The organism is Pelistega suis, from assembly GCF_013133795.1.
GTDB classification, from domain to species: Bacteria; Pseudomonadota; Gammaproteobacteria; order Burkholderiales; family Burkholderiaceae_B; genus Taylorella; species Taylorella suis.
This window is the reverse complement of sequence record NZ_JABGBN010000009.1, coordinates 92,233-113,787: the sequence shown is the minus strand read 5'-3', so window position 1 is coordinate 113,787 and position 21,555 is coordinate 92,233. Positions and strand designations below refer to the sequence as shown.

Sequence of the window (21,555 nt, the reverse complement as noted above, 5' to 3'; positions counted from 1 at the left end):
CCGAAAAGAAGGCACTCTCTTCGGGTTTTCGGTCTGTACTGAAATCAAGGTATTATTGGGAATCCCAGCTTAAATCATAGATACCGTAAGGAATTTTATTCTTTATTTAAAACTTTGCAACAGAACCATCTATACATTCTGTACCATCTGGATTAATTTATAACGATAAAAAAGAAACGCGACTATTTTGTACTGAACGATACACACTTTCTAAATATCTACCTGATATTTTAAGAAATTTAGATAAACATAAATGTTTCTTCACCTCTGCAGACGATAAATTCTTGACCGTTGAATTAATTACACAAGATAAAACAATTCAGTATGAAATCTACTTTTCTCTTAAAAAATCTACACAACCAAACACAGATATTCATATTTTCATCAATAGCGCATATCCTCGCACAAATGCACTTAAACACCAAAAGCGAAAGCCTATTTCATTCTTTATTTTGCTTCACAATACACTACACAATAAAAAAATCAGAAAACCCATATAAAAAGGAATAGCCCCTAGTAAGAAATCTCGCTAGGGGCTTGTACAGGAATCGCTTTATAACTGCTCTTGGGCTTGTAACCATAAAGGTCGGACAGACGCTGAATGCTCAATCCTGCTCGTACGTCTTGTTAATAAAATAGTACACTAAAGTAGCACAGAACTCAATTAAATTCTATTAATTACCCCTTACTCCCCCACAAACGCTGCACCAGCACCTGTATAGTTAAGGAATTTGGTAAACTCGCCAGCAAAGGTCAATTTCACCGTACCAATTGGACCCGCACGCTGCTTACCAATAATAATTTCAGCCATCCCTTTATCAGGCGAATCTGGGTTATACACTTCATCACGATAGATAAATAAAATCACGTCGGCGTCCTGCTCAATCGCACCAGACTCTCGCAAGTCAGACATAATTGGGCGTTTGTTGGTACGTTGTTCTAGACCACGGTTAAGCTGCGATAGTGCAATAATCGGGCATTTTAAATCACGTGCTAATTGCTTAAGCGAGCGACTAATTTCAGAAATTTCTGCGGTACGGTTATCATTGCGTCCAGAGCCCGACATTAACTGTAAGTAATCGACCACAATCAGACCAAGCTCACCTTCTTTACTCTTTAAGCGACGCGCACGTGCACGCAAATCAATCGGTGTTAGCGCTGGGGTTTCATCGATAAAAATTTTGGCATTTTGCAATAAAGAAGTCGCATGGGTAATCTTAGGCCAATCCTCATCTAACAGCTTACCAGTACGCATACGCTGTTGGTTAACTTTACCAACCGAACCCAATAAACGATGTCCTAGCTGAGTAGCATCCATCTCCATACTGAACACCGCCACAGGCAATTGTTCATGAATCGCCACATGCTCCACAATATTCATCGCAAAAGATGTCTTACCCATCGCTGGGCGACCTGCTACAATGATTAATTGACCGCTATGCATACCTGCAGTACGAGAGTCCAAGTCTGCAAAACCTGTACTGATTCCTGTCACATCAGAATCATCATCACGTTCGGCAAGTTTTTCTAGCTCTTCAATCACCTGAATCATCACTTCAGGCATAGAGTGGAAATCTTTATTCCCCTCTCCATTCTCTTGAGAGATTTTAAAGATTTTTGCTTCTGCTTCGTCTAATAATTGACGCGCTTGTCGTCCATTAGGCTGAAATGCCATCGTTGAGATTTCATCGGCTACGGATAACATCTGACGTAACATCGCTCGTTCGCGTACGATTTCAGCATAACGCTCAATATTAGCGGCAGAACCAGTATTCATGGCAAGTGCATTGAGATACTCTAAACCGCCTACCTCTTGCTCTTTATTGACCAAACGTAAAGATTCAGCCACCGTGATAACATCCGCTTCACGATCCAGACTAATTAACTGATGAATATGTCGCCAAATTAAACGGTGATCATGACGATAAAAATCATCTTCAGAAAGAACACTTGATATCTGATCAAGTGCTCGATTCTCAATTAATAAAGCGCCTAAAACCGACTGCTCTGCTTCAATAGACTGTGGCGGTAAACGAATATCGGTTAAAGAGTGATCAGGTGTAAGTGATGATGTAGAAACTACTGGAGTATCAAGAATAGGCTCCACTGGTGGTACATCATCAAAAGGAATATCTGGCGTCGTCATAGCAAATGAAAATTGAAAATTTAGCCTACTATTCTAGCATTTTTAAGCTATAGACGCACATCCATTATAGTCTCTTTAATGTAATGGCATACCATACGCTTCCTATCGTTTTACAGTAAACATTATTCTTTTCCACAAAAGCAAAGACCCTCTCCGAAGAGAGGGTCTTATATCGCATTAAATAGATGAACTATTTAATTAAGCCATTTCACCTTGAACAACAACAGTGATGTCTGCATCAACGTCAGCTTGTAGGTGTAAAGACACTGGGTATTCACCAACAGCTTTTAACGCACCTTCAGTTAAACGTACTTGTTGTTTAGTTACAGATGGGAAACCTGCACCTACTAAAGCAGCAGCGATGTCCATAGAGGTTACTGAACCGAATAAACGACCGTCAACACCTGCTTTTTGAGACATTACTAAACGGAAACCGTTTAATTTAGCTGCTACTTCTTGAGCTGCAGCTAAACGCTCAGCTTGAGCTTTTTCTAATTCTGCACGGCGTGCTTCGAATTCAGCAATCGCTTGCTCAGTCGCACGACGAGCTTTCTTTTGAGGGATTAAGTAGTTACGAGCAAAGCCGTCACGTACTTTAACGATTTCACCTAGGTTACCTAGTTTGCCGATTTTTTCTAATAGAATAACTTGCATCTCAGTAATCCTTATTTGTGGTTATCGGTGTATGGAAGTAAAGCTAAGAAGCGAGCACGTTTAATCGCTGTGTCTAATTGACGTTGGTAGTTAGCTTTAGTACCTGTTAAACGAGCTGGAATGATTTTACCAGTCTCTGTGATGAAGTCACGTAATGTGTCTACATCTTTGTAATCGATTTCTTCAACGCCTGCTGCTGAGAAGCGGCAGAATTTGCGACGTTTAAACAATGGATTTTGCTGCGTAAATTTGCTGCGTTTTTCCTTGCCTTTTTTCATGAAAGCCATGGTATTTGCCTTTAAACATTAGCGGGGTAAAACCCCTATATCTTGTTAATCAAAGTATTACTACTTCGCTACCTAGACCACAATACTTGATGGAGCACGAGGAAATTGTACTGATTGGATATGGAGCACTAACTTCGATGAGTTCTTACGTGCTGGTGCTAAAAAGCCCTCTACCCGAATCACTGTGCCTAACCCTACTTCTTGTAGTTGATTAGCAATTCCACCAATCGCACAGCCTGCTATTACAAATTCTACTTTTCTCGTATATCCTGCTTCGATTACCTCTCCGCAGTACTCAAGTATCAATTCTTGAACCGGGATACCTGCTGGTGTAAACCTCAATGGTTTAATCTCTACAACACGTACCTGTAAATAAGTCTGGTTCAAGTGGGTCCTTCTAAATTATTCTTCGTCTGAATCGAAAGCTGCTTCAGCAGCAACTTTACGAGACTCTTCACGCTCAACAGCTTTCATCATAATTGACGGTGCTGTTTGTGCTGCTTTCGCTTTAATCACTAAGTGACGTAAAACAGCATCATTATAGCGGAAAGAATGTTCTAATTCGTCTAATGTAGCTTGATCACACTCGATGTTTAAGCATACATAGTGAGCTTTAACTAGTTTTTGAATTGGGTAAGCCAATTGACGACGACCCCAATCTTCTGAACGGTGAACTTTACCACCGTTAGTAGTTACCATAGATTGGTAACGCTCTGTCATTGCAGGAACCTGTTCGCTTTGATCAGGGTGCACAATAAACACTACTTCGTAGTGACGCATATTAACTCCTTATGGATGAAAACAGCCCGCTAAAGCCAGTTGCTAACTAGCAACACACCCTTAGTCGAGCAAGAAACTATCAATTTTAGAGAGTTTTCTTATAAAAATCAAATGCTTTTCGGCTTTTACGATACATTTGCCCTGTTTCTCTACTGACATGACGCTGACATACAACAAATTAGGTCAAATTTTAATAACCGAGAGAAATCCTCAGGCATTCTTGAGATTTGTCAATTTACTGTCTTAATTCTTATGTTAAAGTTAGCAGTAAGTTAAATCACATTGATATTCAAGGGGATTAATATGAAAGTTATCGTTAAATCAGCTATTGTTGCTGCTTCTCTTTTAGCCGCTTCTGGTGCTTATGCTCAAGACGGTTTAGCACTTGCTAACTCTAAAGCCTGTATGGCTTGTCACAATGTTGACGCCAAAGTCATCGGTCCAGCTTTTAAAGAAATCGCTGCGAAGTATGCTGGTGATGCTGCAACAGTTGCTGCAAGTATCAAAAACGGCAGTACAGGCAAATGGGGTCCAGTACCTATGCCAGCTAACCCAGTTAGCGATGATGAAGCGAAAACATTAGCAGATTGGATTTTATCGCTAAAATAATCAGCGTTTAATTCTTCACCTTATGGAGAATGCAAAAGGCGAGTTTTCATACTCGCCTTTTTTAATACTTGCACCGATTAAATACTATCAATACGCAAGCTACTCTATCGTGTCAGGTGTTATCCAAACACCCTCTCAGCAAACTAAGCTAGCACTTCTTCAATCACGGCATATGCTGAGTGGTTATGAATAGACTCAAAGTTCTCCGCTTCAATTTTATAGCGAAGTACACCCGGTAGCTTTTTCACTGCACCTGCCACATCACGAATTAAATCCTCGACAAATTTAGGATTATCATAAGAGAATTCAGTGACATATTTTTCATCAGGTCGTTTTAATAAGCTCCATAACTCACTTGATGCCTGCTTCTCAATAGTACGGATAACATCATCCATATTATAGTTCTCACGAGAGACCAATTGCACTGTGATATGCGAGCGTTGATTATGTGCACCATACTCAGAAATTGCCTTAGAACAAGGGCATAAGCTCATCACTGGCACAACCACATTTAACTCAAACTCAACTTGTTCACGCTCAGCCTTAGCAAACCAAGTGACTTGGTAATCCATCAAACTTTGGACACCGGACACTGGGGCACTCTTATTAATAAAATAAGGGAACTCGACGGTAATATCACCTTTTTCAGCATGCAATAAAGGCAACATCTCAGCCGTCATCTGCTTAAATACATCAATCGTCATTGGTTTCTGGCGATAGTCACTCAACAATGCCATAAAACGTGACATATGCGTGCCTTTTTCTGTTTCGGGCAAAAAGACCGTAAAAGTCCATTCACCTACGGTTGCTTGGACAGAACCATCATCCAACTGCAATAACATTGGTGACTTCACGCGACGAATACCCACGCGTTGAATGGCAATATGACGTGGGTCATAACTACTTTGTACATCAGGCATCATTGTGTCTAAATTTTCACTCATTTTATTATCCTTTTTTATCGTTATGTCTACTTCTAAAAATCAACACAACAAAAATACAAATGCAGATGCTAGTCAATCCTACGCATCTGCATAATGATTATCAACTTGTCGCTATTTTAAATTTAAACTACCTAAAAGATACAATTTAAAATATTTACAAGATTAATAGATATATTTTATATCGTCTTTAACCATGCAGCGATACGCTCTTGCATACCCTCTTTATCTAGACCAAGCCCAGATAAAATCGCTTGCTGCTCTCCGTGGTCAATAAACACATCAGGCAGCCCCAACGGCAATACCGGACATGTTATCGCAGACTGATTAAAGAACTCTGTCACCGCGCTACCAGCACCACCCATAATACAGCCCTCTTCGACTGTCACAAATGCTTTATGAGTTTTAGCTAAGTTGCGTAATAAGGTCTCATCCAGTGGTTTGACAAAACGCATATCGACTACTGTTGCGTCTAATCCCTCTGCCGCAGCGAGCGCTGGATGTAATAAAGTACCAAACGCCAAAATCGCCACACCAGACTGACCCTCACGCTTGATGACACCTTTACCTAAAGCGACGGGTTCTAAAGTCTTCAGCACTTCTGCACCAACACCCGCACCTCTTGGATAACGCACACTCGCAGGACCGGGATATTGGTAACACGTATTTAATAGCAAGCGACATTCATTTTCATCTGAAGGGGTCGCTACTACTATATGGGGGATACATCGCAAAAATGCAATATCATAATTACCGGCATGTGTTGCACCGTCTGCACCTACAATACCTGCACGGTCAAGAGCAAAGGTAACATCAAGATTCTGCAAGGCAACATCATGAATTAACTGGTCATAACCACGCTGTAAGAAAGTCGAATAAATCGCCACTACTGGCTTATATCCCTCACAGGCAATCCCTGCACCAAAAGTTACAGCGTGTTGCTCTGCAATTCCTACATCAAAATAACGCGTTGGAAATCGTTTTTCAAACTCAACTAAGCCACTACCCTCGCGCATGGCCGGCGTAATCCCCATCAAGCGTTCATCCGCCTGTGCTTGATCACACAGCCACTCACCAAAAACTTGTGTAAAAGTCGGTTTCGACACACCTGTTTTCGCTTGAATACCTAGACTTGGATCAAACTTACCGGGACCATGATAAAGCACCGGATCAGCCTCTGCCAACTTATATCCTTGACCTTTTTTTGTAATCACATGCAGGAACTGTAATCCACCAAGCTTTTTCAAATTCTCCAAGGTAGGAATTAACGCATCTAAATCATGACCGTCAATAGGGCCCGAATAATTAAAACCTAACTCTTCAAACAACGTAGCAGGCCCCAACATCCCTTTCGCATGCCCCTTGACCTTACGTGCCAACTCCATCACTGGACTCGGTAATTGCTCCAATACGGCTTTACCCAAATCATGCGCATCTTTGGCAATACTACCAGACATAAGGCGTGTCAAGTATTTATTCAACGCCCCTACAGGAGGCGAAATCGACATATCATTATCATTAAGAATCACTAATAGGTTGATTCCCTGCGTCACCCCTGCATTATTTAACGCTTCAAATGCCATACCCGCCGTCATCGCCCCATCACCAATCACCGCAATATGTTGTCGAGGGATAGACATATTGCGTGATACTACTGCCATACCTAAGGCAGCTGATATAGAAGTGGAGGAATGTGCGGTACCAAAAGCATCATACTCTGACTCACTCCGCTTAGGAAAACCAGAAATACCCCCAGCCTGACGTAATTGAGCCATCTCATCACGACGACCTGTTAGGATTTTATGTGGATAAGACTGGTGCCCTACATCCCAAATAATACGATCATGCGGCGTATTAAACACATGATGCAATGCCACCGTCAGCTCTACCGTACCCAAATTGGACGATAAATGCCCACCTGTTTTTGAGACCGATTCAATAAGAAATTGACGCAACTCATCCGAAAGAGTGCTTAATTGCGTACGACTCAAACGTCGCACATCGGCCGGTGACTGAATAGTTGATAATAACTGGGTCATAAACTCTAATTAATAATGACGGCGAATAATAAAATCCGCCAATTCGCGTAAACGTTGTGCTGACTGTCCTAATGGCAACAAGGCATCCACCGCTTTTTGATATAAATCCTCGGCAAATTTTCTGGAAGCGTCTAAGCCCATAATAGAGACATAGGTGGGTTTGTTCGCTTGAGCATCTTTACCTGCTGTTTTACCTAACGCTTGACTGTCGGCCGTGACATCCAAAATATCATCTACCACCTGAAATGCCAAACCTATTGCCGCAGCATAAGTATCCAAAGATTGTCTAACCTCTGAATTGGCACCTAAAGCAATCGCACCTAACACCACACTACCTTCAATCATAGCACCTGTTTTCATGCGATGCATCTGTTGCAACTGCGACAACTCAAGTAAGTTACCTACGTTGGCCACATCAATCACCTGACCACCCACCATACCTAAGCTACCTGCAGCTTTTGACAACACATGAATGGATTGCACAATCAGTGCCGGAGAAATAGGCATCTGCGCCAATTGCTGAAAGGCTAACGGTTGCAAAGCATCCGCAGCCAATAAAGCCATTGCTTCACCATATTGAATATGACAAGTGGGACGACCACGACGCATATCATCATCGTCCATACAAGGTAAATCATCATGTACCAACGAGTAAGCATGAATCAGCTCGACAGCCGATGCAGCCAACGATAAGGATTTCAATTGTGTCGCATCTAAACGTCCATGAGGTGCACACGCTAATCCCGCTGCATAAACGAGTGCCGCACGAACTCTTTTTCCCGGACCTAATACAGCATAACGCATTGCCTCGTGCAATACACCCGGTAAAACATCCTCGGTTGGCAACTGTTGCTGCAAACTTATTTCTACTTGATTAACAGCTTGGCTTAACCATGATACAAAAGGAAGTGCAGAATCATTTATCACAACAATATCTACCTTAAAATAAACTTGTCTATTTTACACGCTTACGGGCTACTCAAGAACGATAAAGGGGGGATTTTTTGTAAAAGACTGAATAATGGTACAAAAAGGACGACAGAATTTTGATGTCGCTTTATATTCTGCTTATTTCCCTAAAAATAGGGATAAATTTTAAGTTTTTATGGTTATAACCCTAAATAATTTAAGATAATTAATCACTCAAATTATCTCAGCCCCCTTAAAAAGGCACTCCATCATCTATATCCACCTCCTCATCGCTATCCTCACCAGCAACTTTCTCCAGAGGCTGCAATAAATTATTCTGTAATACTTGAATTTGTTGGTTGGCAGCATCTAACTTTTCTTGGCAAACCTTAGTAAGCAATACGCCTCTCTCATAGGCTTTTAAGCTCTCTTCTAACGACAGCACATCGTCTTCCATACTTTGAACAATGCGTTCTAGTTCTTCTAAAGCCTCTTCAAAACTTACTGGTAACTTCACACTTGCTTTTGCCATATACAAAGCCTTTCTTTAAAAATACATAATGCTCTATTTTAATGCGAGATAGCTATCGATGGAAATGCCCCCTCTCGAAATTTGATGAAAAATATATACATCGAAATCGGATTGTTTTCATTTATGGGATTGTTATACACTTGAGTCCATTCAATTATTCATGTGGATTTATTGTGTTTCATATTGCTTTATTTATCGCCTTTCTCTATTTAGTTTGGCGTTTAGTCTTACCTTTACCTTATTCTCGACTGAGTAAAGTCATACTAAGCTTATTTCTTTTATTTATTTCTAAATACCATTGGCTACAACTATGGATTTGGGGGAATATGTTCTCACCAGAGCTCCCCACTTGGGCCGTCTTAATCCTCGGCGGATTATTTGCAGGCTTCGTCGTCCTCTTATTGCTCACCTTAGTAGGTGATATTATCTATCTCATTAGACGCTTTATTCTTCGTCAAAAACATGCCAAACTCACGACAAGCGCTCGCTTTGCTATTATGGGTTTAAGCGTGGTATTAACTGTTTTTGGTGTACATCAAGCGATTCAAGTCCCCGACGTTCGTACCGTTGAAGTACCCATCAAAGATTTGCCCGCTGAGTTAGATGGTTTTAAAGTCACTCATCTTACCGATTTACATGTCAGTCATTTATTTAAACACGATTGGTTAAATGAAGTGGTTAAGCGTACTAACGATACACAGCCCGATGTGATTGCCATCTCTGGTGATTTAATTGATGGTTTTGTAGAAAATCGTTTACCTGACATTGATGCATACAAAGAGCTAAAAGCACGTTATGGTGTTTTTATGAGTTTGGGTAATCACGAGTACTATTATGACGGCCCAGCATGGGCAAAAACCTTTCAAAATATGGGGATGCATGTTTTAGAAAATGCGCATCAGCTTATCGAACATCAAGGACAGTCGATTGTGATAGCAGGTGTCAATGATGAAGTGGCCGAGCGCTTTCATCTAGAGGGCCCTAACTTAACCAAAGCACTTAACAATGCCCCTACTTCTGCCCCGATTATCTTGATGGATCATCGTCCTAAAAATACACGCACCAATATCCAAGCAGGTGTAGACTTGCAACTCTCAGGACACACGCATGGAGGTATGATTATCGGCTTTACCGAAATCGTCCGTGCCTTTAACCAAGGCTTTGTTTCAGGACTTTATAAAGTAGGCAATGGTTGGTTATATCAAGGCAATGGTACGGGTTTGTGGAATGGTTTCCCTATCCGCATTGGTGTGCCTAGCGAAATTACCGTACTCATTTTGAAAAAAGCCTCATAACACCCCCTCCACCCAATCTGGTCAGATAGCTTAATAGCTATCCACAAAATAATAGCCCTGCAGAAAAAATCTACAGGGCTATTTTCACTTAGCAGTTTTGCTCTTCGTTAAAAGAGGGACTTATCCTTCACTCTTCATCACACGATGATACCATTCATGGAAATGCTGCATACCATCTTCCATCGGCGATTGATAAGGACCAACTTCATTAGTACCTCGGCTCATCAAAGCTAAACGCCCAGCATCCATACGCTCAGCAATTTCATCGTCTTCGATGGCTGTTTCCATATAAGCTGCTCGTTGTGCTTCGACAAAATCACGCTCAAACGCCGCAATTTCTTCTGGATAGTAGAACTCAACAATATTCATGGTTTTTTGAGGACTCACTGGGTATAAAGTCGACAACACCAACACATGAGGATATAACTCAATCATATGCGTTGGATAGTATGTGACCCACACCGCTCCGAAATCTGGGCTTTCACCACCACGGAATTTTAAAAGCTCATCATGCCAACGTTGGTAAACTTTAGAACCTGGATTAGCCAAGGCCTGATGTACACCTACTCGTTGTGCACTAAACCATTTATCAAACTCCCATGTCAAATCAGAACAGGTCACAAATTTACCAAGACCTGGATGGAAAGGCTCTACATGGTAATCTTCTAAATAAACCTCAATAAATGTTTTCCAGTTATAGTTGCACTCATGAACCTCAACATGATCAAGCACATAATCTGAAAAATCAAAATTCGGTAACTTGAACAAAGAGGCCATATCCTGCGCAGGATCACGAGGACCTTCAAACAAAAGACCATGACAATTCTTTAATGGAAACTGAGTAAGACGTCTTGCTGGCTTTGCTTCAAAATGTGGTGCACCAATTAAATCACCCGTATTGTCATACGTCCAGCGATGTAGTGGGCAAACAATATTACCACCCGTATCACGCAAATTACCGCGATTATTATTAGGGTCTGTTACATTACCTGCTTGTCCACCCAACATAATGGCTTGGCGATGACAACAAACATTTGAAATAAGTTCTACACCATGCTCGTTACGCACGAGAACACGACCTGCATTTTCTTGAGCTAGCGTACGCCAATCACCCAATTCAGGAACCGCTTTTTCATTACCAATATAGATAGATGAGTTTTTAAAAATATGCTCTTTTTCTAGAGCAAAAATTTCTTCATCGAAATAGGCATTCACCGCTAATTGCGATTTACCTGGAGTGACATGCAATTTTTTGCCGATGTCTGACATTTTAGAGCCCCCCGCTTTAAAAAAGAAAAAACGACTTACCAAGGGTCATAAGTCGTGGAGTTAAAAGGAATTTTAGATTATAGCCCAAATATTTCAAAAGGGGTATTTCTTTTTAGTTTAAAGCAATTTTATGAAACTCCCCTTTTTGATATACTAGAAATAAGCGTTATTCTCCGGTGGCAACAGGACGAGACGGGTCTGCCACCCACTCACTCCAAGAGCCAGAATAAATAGCATAATTTGTCAGACCGGCCTCTTCCATCGCTAAAGCATTATGGCAGGCAGTCACACCTGAACCACATTGATGCACAATCAAATCATGCTGATTATATTGTGCAAAAGCTGCTTTTAATTCATCGGCTGATTTCATCAAACCATCCGCGTTTAAATTCATTGCAAAAGGTCGATTAATCGCACCGGGAATATGACCTGCCACAGGATCCATCGGTTCTACATCACCACGATAGCGCTCAGGAGCACGAGCATCTAACACGGTAAAACGAGGCTCCTTTAGATTCGCTAATACATCATCCGCGGTATAAATCGTCACTAAACTTGGTTTAGCCGACCACTCCACTGGCGGTAACGGTGTTGCTACACCAGTCTCCACAGCACCACCAGCGGCTTTCCATGCTTTAAAACCACCATTTAATACACGTACATTATCAAATCCCAACCAGCGCAACATCCACCATACATGAGCAGCAAACATCATATTATCCGCATCATACACAATGATTTCACGGTTAATATCAATGCCTCTTTTGGCTAATAGCTCAGCAAAAACCTCTCGTTTAGGTAGAGGATGACGACCATTTTTACCTGTTTTTTCTGCACAGAGATCCGTTTCATGGTCTAAAAATACCGCACTAGGAATATGCCCTTCAACATATTGTTGAGCACCTAACTGATGATTAATTAAATCATGTCGTGCATCAATAAATTGTCGTGTCGCAGAAGGATTGCTTACTAATTCTGTTGCACTTACTAAATACTTAGACATCAACGTCTCCTCTAGCCGCTCTATAAAAAATACCGATTATTCGTGCTTTTTATGCACAATCGTGTTGAACTTACGTTTCAATGCTTCTTGTTGATCCGCTAAAACAATCCCAGCACCCGCTGTAATAATCATTAGCATTCCTAACCATGCTAGCATATCTGGTATGTTATCCCAGAACAAGATACCGAGTAAAGCAGAGAAAATAATCGTCGAATATTGCAAAACCGCAGCAATAATAGGAGACCCCGTACCATAAGCTTGTGTCATCGCCAACTGCCCAAACATACCAAAAAGTCCCGTTAACACAAGAACAATCCATGTTTGGATAGGGACATTATCCAAATCCCCTTTTTCGAGCATTAATACGCCCGTCAAGGTTGCCAAAGTCGAAAAATAGAATACTGTCCGCCAAACTGGCTCACCTAGCTTACCCAATGCTTTAACTTGGAACATGGCACAAGCCGATACAAAGCCAGCGCCTAACCCTGTCACGACCCCTAACCATAAATCAGCACTAATACTCGGCTTTAACACCAAGGTCACTCCCGCAAAACCCAGCAATACCGCACATAAACGCACCAAGTCCGTTGTGATATGCTTAGCACTCCACACCACATACAAGCCAATGAACAATGAGGAGGTATAATTAATACTAGTGCTCGTAGCTAGTGGTAATACCCCTAAAGTAAAAAAAGATAACCACATCCCCGAAACACCAAAGAAATTACGTTTCAAATGTGCCACTGGATGCTGTGTCTTAAGACTATGCTGAGTCAATAACGCCCATACCAAGATACACGCAACTGAAGGAAATGAACGAAAAATAATCACTGCTGGTAGTGATGCACCATTTTCTAATGAGTATTTCACCCCTGCCCCCATGCATGCGAACATAATTGAGGCCACGAGATTCCAAAAAGACTGCATAAATTTGAAGTATATTGAAAAATTTAAATATTGTAGTCTTTCTACTTTTTTCGTCAATGATAAACTTTCTACTTTTATAATGGCACTAGAAATTTTCAGACTTATCCTCATTTAATCCATCACAAATTCATTATTCATAGGAATCATTATTAATGAAACGTGTATTTTTATTTTTACTTACTAACCTTGCTGTTATGGTTGTCCTAAGCGTGACACTATCCATTACGGGGGCGAATCGCTATCTAACAGCCAATGGCATTGACTACCAACAACTCCTTATCTTCTCTGCCATTGTTGGTTTTACAGGCTCCATCATTTCACTACTAATGAGCAAAAAAATGGCGATGATGAGTATGAATGTTCAGCTCATCGACCCAAGCCAACCTCGTAACAATACGGAGGCATGGTTAGTTGATACTGTGCATCAATTAGCCGATCGTGCAGGTATTGGCCGTCCTGACGTAGGTATCTATGAAGGAGCTCCTAATGCCTTTGCCACAGGTGCTTTTAAAAATGAAGCACTCGTTGCCGTTTCTACCGGCCTACTCCAAAATATGAATGAAGAAGAAGTAGCCGCGGTACTTGGTCACGAAGTTGCCCATGTTGCCAATGGCGATATGGTAACCCTCACGCTTATCCAAGGCGTTGTGAATACCTTCGTTGTTTTCTTCGCTCGTATTGCCGCCTTCTTTGTCGATCGCGTTCTACTTAAAAATGAAAACCGTGACGGTGTAGGTATTGGCTATTACATCACCAGCATTGTCTGTGAAATCGCATTCGGTATTCTTGCCTCTATCATTGTCGCTTGGTTCTCTCGTCAACGTGAGTACCGTGCAGATGCAGGATCAGCACAATTATTAGGCTCTACAAAACCTATGATTAATGCCTTAGCACGCCTAGGTAATTTAGAGCCAGGTGAATTAGCCAAAGGTATGCAAGCGATGGGGATTAGTGACAAAATGGGCGTGGCTGCCTTATTCTCAACACACCCACCGATGGAACAGCGCATCCGCGCACTGCAAAGTTTAAATGCAGGTTAATCACGGTTTAAACTCATGATAGCAATTAAAAGGAGAGCCGTCTAAAAGCTCTCCTTTTTTATCACTTCGCACATTAAAGCATAAATCTAATGCGCCTGCTCCCAATTCTCTCCCTCACCAACTTCCGCCAATAAAGGTACAGCTAACTCAGCCACGCTTGCCATCAGTTTGGGTAATTGCTCTTTGACCAATGCTGCCTCTTCATCCTTCACTTCTAACACCAATTCATCATGCACTTGCATAATCATACGAGACTGCATTTTTTGCTCTACCAACCACTGCTGAACAGCTACCATTGCTTTTTTAATTAAATCCGCAGCCGTCCCTTGCATAGGTGCATTAATCGCCGCTCGCTCTGCGGCTGCCCTACGAGGTCCTTTTGCGCCCTGAATTTCTGGCAACCACAGACGACGACCAAAGACAGTCTCAACATAACCATCATCATTCGCCTTAGCTCGTGTCGTTTCCATATAGGAAGCTACCCCCGGATAGCGCGTAAAATAGCGTGCGATATAGTTTTGGGCGGCATCACGTGAGATGCCCAAATTAGCCGCCAGACCAAACGCTCCCATACCATAGATTAAACCGAAGTTAATCGCTTTCGCTGCGCGTCGTTGTTCGCTACTTACGGCTTCCAATTCAACACCAAAGACCTCCGCCGCTGTTGCTCGGTGAATATCCTTACCTTCAGCAAACGCTTTTTGTAAATTTTCATCCCCAGAGATATGCGCCATCACACGTAACTCAATTTGTGAGTAGTCCGCTGACATTAGGTGATAACCGGGCTCTGCAATAAAGGCCTTACGCACTCGTCGTCCCTCTTCTGTGCGTACTGGAATATTTTGTAAGTTTGGGTCTGAAGACGATAAACGTCCTGTTACCACCGCAGCTTGTGCATAATTCGTATGCACTCTACCCGTTCCAGTAAATACCATTTTCGGTAATTTGTCCGTATAGGTCGACTTTAACTTCGCTAAACTACGGTATTCTAAAATCAGTTTAGGTAATGGATAATCCTCAGCAAGCTTACTTAATGTTTCCTCATCCGTAGAGGGTGCTCCTTTGCTTGTTTTGCTAACAACAGGTAATTGCAACTTATCGAATAAAATCTCACCTAACTGCTTAGGGGAATTAAGATTAAACTCTTGCTCTGCCAATTCATAGGCCTGTTTTTCCAGTTTTGCTAAGGTATCACCTAACTCCCCAGATTGTTGATGTAATTCTCGCTCATCCAGTTTTACACCCACCCGCTCCATCGCATAAAGCACAGGCCAGACTTGCATTTCCAAATCATACGTTGCTGCAAATCCTGCTACAGCCTCAATTTTAGGAGCAAGTACTTGTGCGAGTTGAAAGGTAAAATCAGCATCTTCACACGCATATTGGGTTGCTTTATCCAAAGGTACATAATCAAACGTAATCGCACTGGCACCCTTGCCACAAATCTCTTCAAAACTTAAACCTTGACGACCCAAATAACGACTAGCCAACTCTTCTAAAGCGACCTTTTTATTGGAAGCCAAGACGTAAGCCATCAACATCGTATCGTGCTTAACACCTTTTAATTGAATACCTTCATTGGCCAAAACATGTGTGTCAAATTTCGCATTTTGTAAAACCTTACGAGCCGTTGTATCTTCTAACCAAGGCTTTAATAAGGTCAATGTCTGTGCTTTATCTAATTGTTCATCTAAAAGACCCATATGAGCTAATGGCACATACCATGCCTGACCCACTTTCACCGAAAAAGACATACCCACCAATTTTGCTTGCATAGGGTCAATGCTATTAGTCTCTGTATCAAAAGCAACGAGTTCTGCCGACTGAATGGTCTCTAACAAATTTTGTAATTGCGCTGGCGTATTCACCATTTGATAGTTGATGTCCGTTGGTATCGCAGGTAAAGCATCATCCACTCGACTATCTTGTGTAGGCACTGCCTCTGTATCCCCACTAACTTCACGTAAAAAAGTTTTAAATCCAAAACGATTAAATAACTCAATTAACTTAGTGTTGTCTACTTCTTTGGGCTGTAAACTCTCTAGACCTTGATAAAACTCATGCATATCACAGTCTTTTTTAATCGTGATAAGTTGACGCGTTAAATCAAACTGAGCCATTGCTTGACGGAAATTTTCGCCAATTTTTCCACTCAATTTATCCGCATGAGCAATGAGATTATCCAATGTACCATATTCATTTAGCCACTTCGCTGCCGTCTTTTCACCCACTTTTTCTACACCGGGAACATTATCCACTTTATCCCCAACAAGCATAAGAAAATCGATAATCTGCTCTGGAAATACGCCGAATTTATCCTTAACCCCCTCTCGGTCAAGTCGCTCACCCGTCATCGTATTAATCAAACTAATATGCTCATTAACTAATTGCGCAATATCTTTATCCCCCGTCGAAATAACAGTTTTGACATCATTTTGTCTTGCAATTTCTGCTAAAGTAGCAATGATATCGTCTGCCTCTACTCCAGGCTGGGCGATAATGTGCCAACCTAAGGCGGCAATCGTTTCATAAATCGGTTCGATTTGTACACGCAAATCATCTGGCATTGGTGGACGTTGCCCCTTATAATCAGGATAGAGGTCATCACGGAAAGTTTTACCCGGTGCGTCAAAGACACATACCATATAATCAGGATTAAAATCCTGACTAATTTTACGCATCATATTAATTATTCCGTAGATTGCTCCTGTTGGCTCCCCTGCTTTATTACGCAAATTTGGCATCGCATAATAAGCACGGTATAAGTAACTAGAACCATCAACAAGTAATAAGGTTTTATTTTTCATGATTGATTTAAGAGCATCGACTATTCAAGGACAAATTAAAGAAATTTCCGAAGAGCTTTACACCGCAGCAGAGCACCTTAAAGATGTCTCAAATGCTGTCAGTATTTTCGGAAGTGCACGTACAAAACCAGACAACCCTTACTACAATAAAACTGTTGAAATTAGTAAGCAACTTGTACACGCTGGTTTTGCTATTATATCAGGCGGCGGTCCCGGTATTATGGAAGCAGCCAATAAAGGATGTTATGAGGCTGATGGTACGAGTATCGGCTTAAATATCAAACTTCCTTTTGAAACACATAACAATCCTTACCTATCCCATAGCATTGACTTTAAATACTTCGTTTCTCGTAAGACAACCTTCTTTATGAATAGCTGGGCATATATTATTATGCCCGGAGGATTTGGGACATTAGATGAATTATTTGAAGCCCTTACTTTAATTCAAACGGGTAAAGCAAATAAAGCCCCTATTATTTTTGTCGGCAAAGAATTCTGGCAGGATTTATTAAACTTCTTTGAAAAAGGTTTACTCGGCAATGGTTATATTTCTCCTCATGATTTAGACCTTTATCATGTTACCGATTGCCCACAGGAAGTCGTCAATATTGTGAAAAAAGCGGTTGAAGAAAACGCCAAGGGGCCACATTGCTTGGGATTATGTTGATGGAACAAGGATTTTTCCCTCAGCAAGCATCTGGGAAAAATCCTTTATGACTTTGCTTAAACGGCTTACGAAACAAACTACTTAAGCCGTATGAGCTCCTGCCCTTCTTCTACCATATCCCCCTCTTGGACTAAGATTTCTGCTACTTCACCAGATACCTCAACCTCCAAAGGGATTTCCATTTTCATTGATTCTACAATCAATGCTTCATCACCCGCACTTAAGACGCTACCTTCTTGCACCATAATTTTGACCACGATACCACTAACAATACTTTCTATTTTTTTCATTTAAATCTCCTACAACATTAAGGTCTATATCCAAACTGATTTCTTCCCGGTTTTAATAAAGGAATCACCGTATTCACAAATTCACACGCCAAGCGTCGAGTTTCTCGAGGATCAATAATATCCTCAATAACAAACGCTTCTGCACTTAAAAATGGGGATGTTAAGCGACGCACTCTTTGCTCAATTTCTTGTCTTTTTTGAACAGGATCATCTGCTCCCTCAATTTCTGCTTTATAAGCGACATCAAGCCCTCCCTCAATCGGCAAAGATCCCCAATTCCCCGAAGGCCATGCATAGCGGAAATTATGTCGTCCCATATGTTGATGTCCAGCAGCAGCTACGCCATAGGCTCTTCGGATAATAAATGAACACCAAGGTATTGTCGCTTGATACACCGCTGATAAGGCTCTGACCCCATAACGCATAATGCCTGCTTTTTCTGCTGCAGACCCAATCTGAAAACCTGCAATATCTACAAAATTAATGACTGGTATATGAAAGGTTTGGGCTAAATCAATAAAGCGTGTAAATTTTTCAGTCGTATCTTTATCCCAGCCACCCCCATAAAAATACGGGTCACTAGCCACGATAGCCACACTCCAACCATCTACGCGCGCTAAGCCCGTTACGATAGCTTTTCCCCAATGTTTACCTATCTCAAAAAAGCTTCCCTTATCCACAATCGCTTCTACAATAGGTCTAATTTTATAAACTTTACGTGGATCTCTAGGAATGGCTTCAATCAACCACTCTTCTTGACGATAGGGATCATCCTGTACCTCGGCTCTTGGTGCTAAATCGAATACCGACTTCGGCAAATAGGACAAAAACTTTCTTGTCCGTTCAAAAGCTTCTTGCTCGCTATTGACTTCATCATCCACTACGCCATTTCGTGTATGAATTTGACTGCCACCTAAATCATTTTTATCAATTACTTCACCGATTTTGGCGACGACAGGTGGACCGGCATTAAATAATTGTGACGTCCCTTTCACCATAACGGAATAATGACTAGCTGCTACTCTGGCTGCCCCCATACCCGCTACAGACCCCAAAGCCATCGCAACAACGGGTACGGTCATCAAGTTCTCAACCACATGTTCCCAAACTTTCATCGTTGGAATTAATGTATGCCCTTTGAGTTCAATATTTTTAACAGAACCACCACCTCCTGTACCATCTACTAATCGCACCATCGGTATTTGCAAATCATGAGCCATCCGTTCGGCATAAATTAATTTGTCCCCTACGACACCGTCATTTGCACCTCCACGCACCGTAAAATCATCGCCAACAACGACTACTGGGGAGCCATTTACCATCGCGCGTCCCATGACTAAATTAGAAGGGGTAAATCCGACTAACTTGCCTTGTGCATCATATTGTCCTCGCCCTGTTAGGCTACCTATTTCACGAAAAGACTCCTTATCAACGTATAAATCCACTCTCTCGCGAACAGTCAGCTTCCCTGCGTCTTTATGACGTTTAACCTTTTCTGGTCCTCCTAAAGCCAGTGCCAACTTTTTTCTATATTCAAGCTCGTCGATTTCTGGTTGCCATGACATATCTGTCTTCCTCCTTATTGTCTACGATACAACCTCAAGCAAATAGCGTGCCAAACTCTTTTTATAAGGTAATCCCTTAATGACAACGCTATTTTTCTACAGTAATGTATTTAATAAAGACAAAAAAGGAGACAAAAATGTCCTCAATAAAGACAAATTCTCTTGGACTGATTGTTTTGAATGCTGAACAACATATTTGCTTTGCGCTTGGGCTTGGCACGGATAGCCATATTCAACAAGAAGTGCTAACGTTGAAGCGACCTTCCTCTTTTACACCGGAAAAAGCCTCACTCAACACTATTCATATTACTGTCAATGAGGTAACTATTCCCTACGTATGCATATCATTAAGCAGTGAAGATATGCAAATTATCTTTATTAGAGAGGCAAAAACAGAACATGAGTTAGTTGACTTTATTGCTGCAGTACCTTTTGCTTTACCCATCTTGAATTATTTTGTCAGTAGCCCCCATATCGCCCTGAGTGTTGCCAATCACAAAGGAGAAATTTCTTATTTAAGCACGTCTAATGAAGCCTATTGGCAACTCTCCAGAGGCGAAGCAATTAATCAATCTGCTAAGACAGTTATCCCAAATTCTCGCTTACATGAAGTAGCAAAATCCGGTGTAGCTGAACTCGCACAGCTACAAGTACTGGACGGAGAATCTAGAATTGTCAATCGCATTCCTATTCGTCAAGAGGGTAAAGTCGTCGGGGCGATTGGACAGCTTGTGTTTACCGAGCCAAAAGAATTTGCGAATATGCGAGAACAATTAAAAACCTATGAAAAAACCGTCGCGAATTTAAAAAAGCAAATACAACCCGCTCTATCGCTCATTATTGGTGAAAGCCCTCCTATTCAACGCATCAAAAGAGAAATTTTAACGATTTCTAATTTAGACGTTTCGGTACTGATTTTAGGTAATAGTGGCACAGGAAAAGAATTGGTTGCTAAAGCCATTCATGAAGCAACTCACGGCCATCAAGACAAACCTATGATTAGCTTAAATTTAGCGGCTATTCCCACCACACTTATTGAGGCAGAACTATTTGGTTATGAACCCGGGGCATTTACAGGGGGTAAAAAAGAAGGTCAAAAAGGCAAATTCGAAGAAGCTGAAGGTGGCACACTTTTCTTAGACGAGGTTGGCGATATTCCTCTAGAAATTCAACTAAAGCTACTCCGCGTCTTGGAAGACAGAACCATACAGAAAATTGGCTCAAATAAAACGAAAAAAGTAAATTTCAGACTTATAACCGCCACGCATCGAAATATTCAAGAACTTATCGAGGCAGGCAAATTCCGTCTGGATTTATTTTATCGTATTAGCGGTGTCACTCTCCGCTTACCGGCGCTACAACAACGCTTAGAAGATATTCCTTTACTCGTCCCTCATTTTATTCAGAACTTTTGCCGTCGTAATAACCTCCCCACTCCTTGCTGTTCACCCAGCATTTATCGTTATTTAGCTCAAAAAGAATGGCCTGGGAATATTCGTCAACTCAAACAAAAAATCGAAGAGGCTTTAGTCTTTTGTGATAGTAAAGAACTGCTCATAGAAAACTTTGAAAGAGGCGCACCATTTGAGATGGTACCCTCGGCATCTACCACCTCTTTAGACCATAAAATAGACGCAGAATATTCTCAACCTAAACCTATTAAACAAATAGAGTATCATGCCATCGTTGAGGCTATTCAACGCTTTCAAGGGCATAAAAGCAAAGCGGCCAAGAGTTTAGGCATTTCTCGCTCTTATTTATATAAAATCCTCAAACTCTATGAAAAAGACTAGCA

The 21,555-nt window shown here is 41.4% G+C and carries 20 protein-coding genes; 5 read left to right on the top strand and 15 right to left on the bottom strand.

The window, feature by feature from the left end:
- Positions 1-685: 685 nt before the first annotated feature.
- The 5 genes from dnaB to rpsF form a co-directional block, all read right to left on the bottom strand.
- A complete protein-coding gene (gene dnaB / locus HKX39_RS09890) occupies positions 686-2,146 on the bottom strand; it encodes a replicative DNA helicase (RefSeq protein ID WP_171681159.1) in 1,461 nt (486 codons plus the stop codon).
- 198 nt (positions 2,147-2,344) lie between these two features.
- A complete protein-coding gene (gene rplI, locus HKX39_RS09885) occupies positions 2,345-2,800 on the bottom strand; it encodes a 50S ribosomal protein L9 (RefSeq protein ID WP_171681158.1) in 456 nt (151 codons plus the stop codon).
- Between the two features lie 11 nt (positions 2,801-2,811).
- Positions 2,812-3,087, bottom strand: coding sequence for a 30S ribosomal protein S18 (gene rpsR / locus HKX39_RS09880; RefSeq protein WP_023951997.1), 276 nt, complete (start codon positions 3,085-3,087; stop codon positions 2,812-2,814).
- A gap of 72 nt (positions 3,088-3,159) precedes the next feature.
- Positions 3,160-3,474: a primosomal replication protein N gene (gene priB / locus HKX39_RS09875; protein WP_171681157.1), complete on the bottom strand. Its 315-nt coding sequence runs from the start codon at positions 3,472-3,474 to the stop codon at positions 3,160-3,162.
- Positions 3,475-3,489: 15 nt separating this feature from the next.
- Positions 3,490-3,867 carry a 30S ribosomal protein S6 gene (gene rpsF, locus HKX39_RS09870; protein WP_171681156.1) on the bottom strand — a complete coding sequence of 126 codons (378 nt, stop codon included), beginning with the start codon at positions 3,865-3,867 and terminating at the stop codon, positions 3,490-3,492.
- 303 nt (positions 3,868-4,170) lie between these two features.
- On the opposite strand from rpsF, the gene HKX39_RS09865 reads away from it, so the two are divergent.
- Positions 4,171-4,476 carry a c-type cytochrome gene (locus tag HKX39_RS09865; protein WP_171681155.1) on the top strand — a complete coding sequence of 102 codons (306 nt, stop codon included), beginning with the start codon at positions 4,171-4,173 and terminating at the stop codon, positions 4,474-4,476.
- A 143-nt stretch (positions 4,477-4,619) separates the two neighbouring features.
- Here the strand turns inward: HKX39_RS09865 and folE2 are convergent, their stop codons facing one another.
- The 4 genes from folE2 to HKX39_RS09845 form a co-directional block, all read right to left on the bottom strand.
- Positions 4,620-5,420, bottom strand: coding sequence for a GTP cyclohydrolase FolE2 (folE2, locus tag HKX39_RS09860; RefSeq protein WP_171681154.1), 801 nt, complete (start codon positions 5,418-5,420; stop codon positions 4,620-4,622).
- 176 nt (positions 5,421-5,596) lie between these two features.
- Positions 5,597-7,456, bottom strand: coding sequence for a 1-deoxy-D-xylulose-5-phosphate synthase (dxs, locus tag HKX39_RS09855; RefSeq protein ID WP_171681153.1), 1,860 nt, complete (start codon positions 7,454-7,456; stop codon positions 5,597-5,599).
- Positions 7,457-7,465: 9 nt separating this feature from the next.
- Positions 7,466-8,380, bottom strand: a complete 915-nt coding sequence (locus HKX39_RS09850) for a polyprenyl synthetase family protein (protein WP_343043449.1) — start codon at positions 8,378-8,380, stop codon at positions 7,466-7,468.
- Positions 8,381-8,618: 238 nt separating this feature from the next.
- Positions 8,619-8,897, bottom strand: coding sequence for an exodeoxyribonuclease VII small subunit (locus tag HKX39_RS09845; protein ID WP_171681152.1), 279 nt, complete (start codon positions 8,895-8,897; stop codon positions 8,619-8,621).
- 173 nt (positions 8,898-9,070) lie between these two features.
- On the opposite strand from HKX39_RS09845, the gene HKX39_RS09840 reads away from it, so the two are divergent.
- Complete coding sequence (locus HKX39_RS09840) at positions 9,071-10,192, top strand: metallophosphoesterase (protein ID WP_171681151.1); 1,122 nt, start codon at positions 9,071-9,073, stop codon at positions 10,190-10,192.
- Between the two features lie 120 nt (positions 10,193-10,312).
- Here the strand turns inward: HKX39_RS09840 and HKX39_RS09835 are convergent, their stop codons facing one another.
- From HKX39_RS09835 to HKX39_RS09825, 3 genes are all read right to left on the bottom strand, one after another.
- Entirely contained in the window at positions 10,313-11,461 is a 1,149-nt protein-coding gene (locus HKX39_RS09835; protein ID WP_171681150.1) for an aromatic ring-hydroxylating oxygenase subunit alpha, read from the bottom strand.
- Positions 11,462-11,627: 166 nt separating this feature from the next.
- Positions 11,628-12,464: a sulfurtransferase gene (locus tag HKX39_RS09830; RefSeq protein ID WP_171681149.1), complete on the bottom strand. Its 837-nt coding sequence runs from the start codon at positions 12,462-12,464 to the stop codon at positions 11,628-11,630.
- A gap of 36 nt (positions 12,465-12,500) precedes the next feature.
- A complete protein-coding gene (locus HKX39_RS09825) occupies positions 12,501-13,370 on the bottom strand; it encodes a DMT family transporter (protein ID WP_343043448.1) in 870 nt (289 codons plus the stop codon).
- A gap of 173 nt (positions 13,371-13,543) precedes the next feature.
- Here HKX39_RS09825 and htpX point away from each other — a divergent pair, with 173 nt between their 5' ends.
- Positions 13,544-14,431 carry a protease HtpX gene (gene htpX / locus HKX39_RS09820; protein WP_171681147.1) on the top strand — a complete coding sequence of 296 codons (888 nt, stop codon included), beginning with the start codon at positions 13,544-13,546 and terminating at the stop codon, positions 14,429-14,431.
- An 86-nt stretch (positions 14,432-14,517) separates the two neighbouring features.
- On the opposite strand, the gene polA is transcribed toward htpX, so the two are convergent.
- A complete protein-coding gene (gene polA, locus HKX39_RS09815) occupies positions 14,518-17,238 on the bottom strand; it encodes a DNA polymerase I (RefSeq protein ID WP_171681146.1) in 2,721 nt (906 codons plus the stop codon).
- Between polA and HKX39_RS09810 the strand changes: the two genes are divergently transcribed.
- Entirely contained in the window at positions 17,237-17,905 is a 669-nt protein-coding gene (locus tag HKX39_RS09810; protein WP_171681145.1) for an LOG family protein, read from the top strand. The genes polA and HKX39_RS09810 overlap by 2 nt on opposite strands.
- A gap of 77 nt (positions 17,906-17,982) precedes the next feature.
- On the opposite strand, the gene HKX39_RS09805 is transcribed toward HKX39_RS09810, so the two are convergent.
- Positions 17,983-18,195: an acyl-CoA carboxylase biotin carboxyl carrier protein subunit gene (locus HKX39_RS09805; protein ID WP_171681144.1), complete on the bottom strand. Its 213-nt coding sequence runs from the start codon at positions 18,193-18,195 to the stop codon at positions 17,983-17,985.
- 17 nt (positions 18,196-18,212) lie between these two features.
- A complete protein-coding gene (locus tag HKX39_RS09800) occupies positions 18,213-19,760 on the bottom strand; it encodes an acyl-CoA carboxylase subunit beta (protein ID WP_171681143.1) in 1,548 nt (515 codons plus the stop codon).
- A gap of 137 nt (positions 19,761-19,897) precedes the next feature.
- Between HKX39_RS09800 and HKX39_RS09795 the strand changes: the two genes are divergently transcribed.
- Complete coding sequence (locus tag HKX39_RS09795) at positions 19,898-21,553, top strand: sigma-54 interaction domain-containing protein (RefSeq protein ID WP_171681142.1); 1,656 nt, start codon at positions 19,898-19,900, stop codon at positions 21,551-21,553.
- Positions 21,554-21,555: the final 2 nt, after the last annotated feature.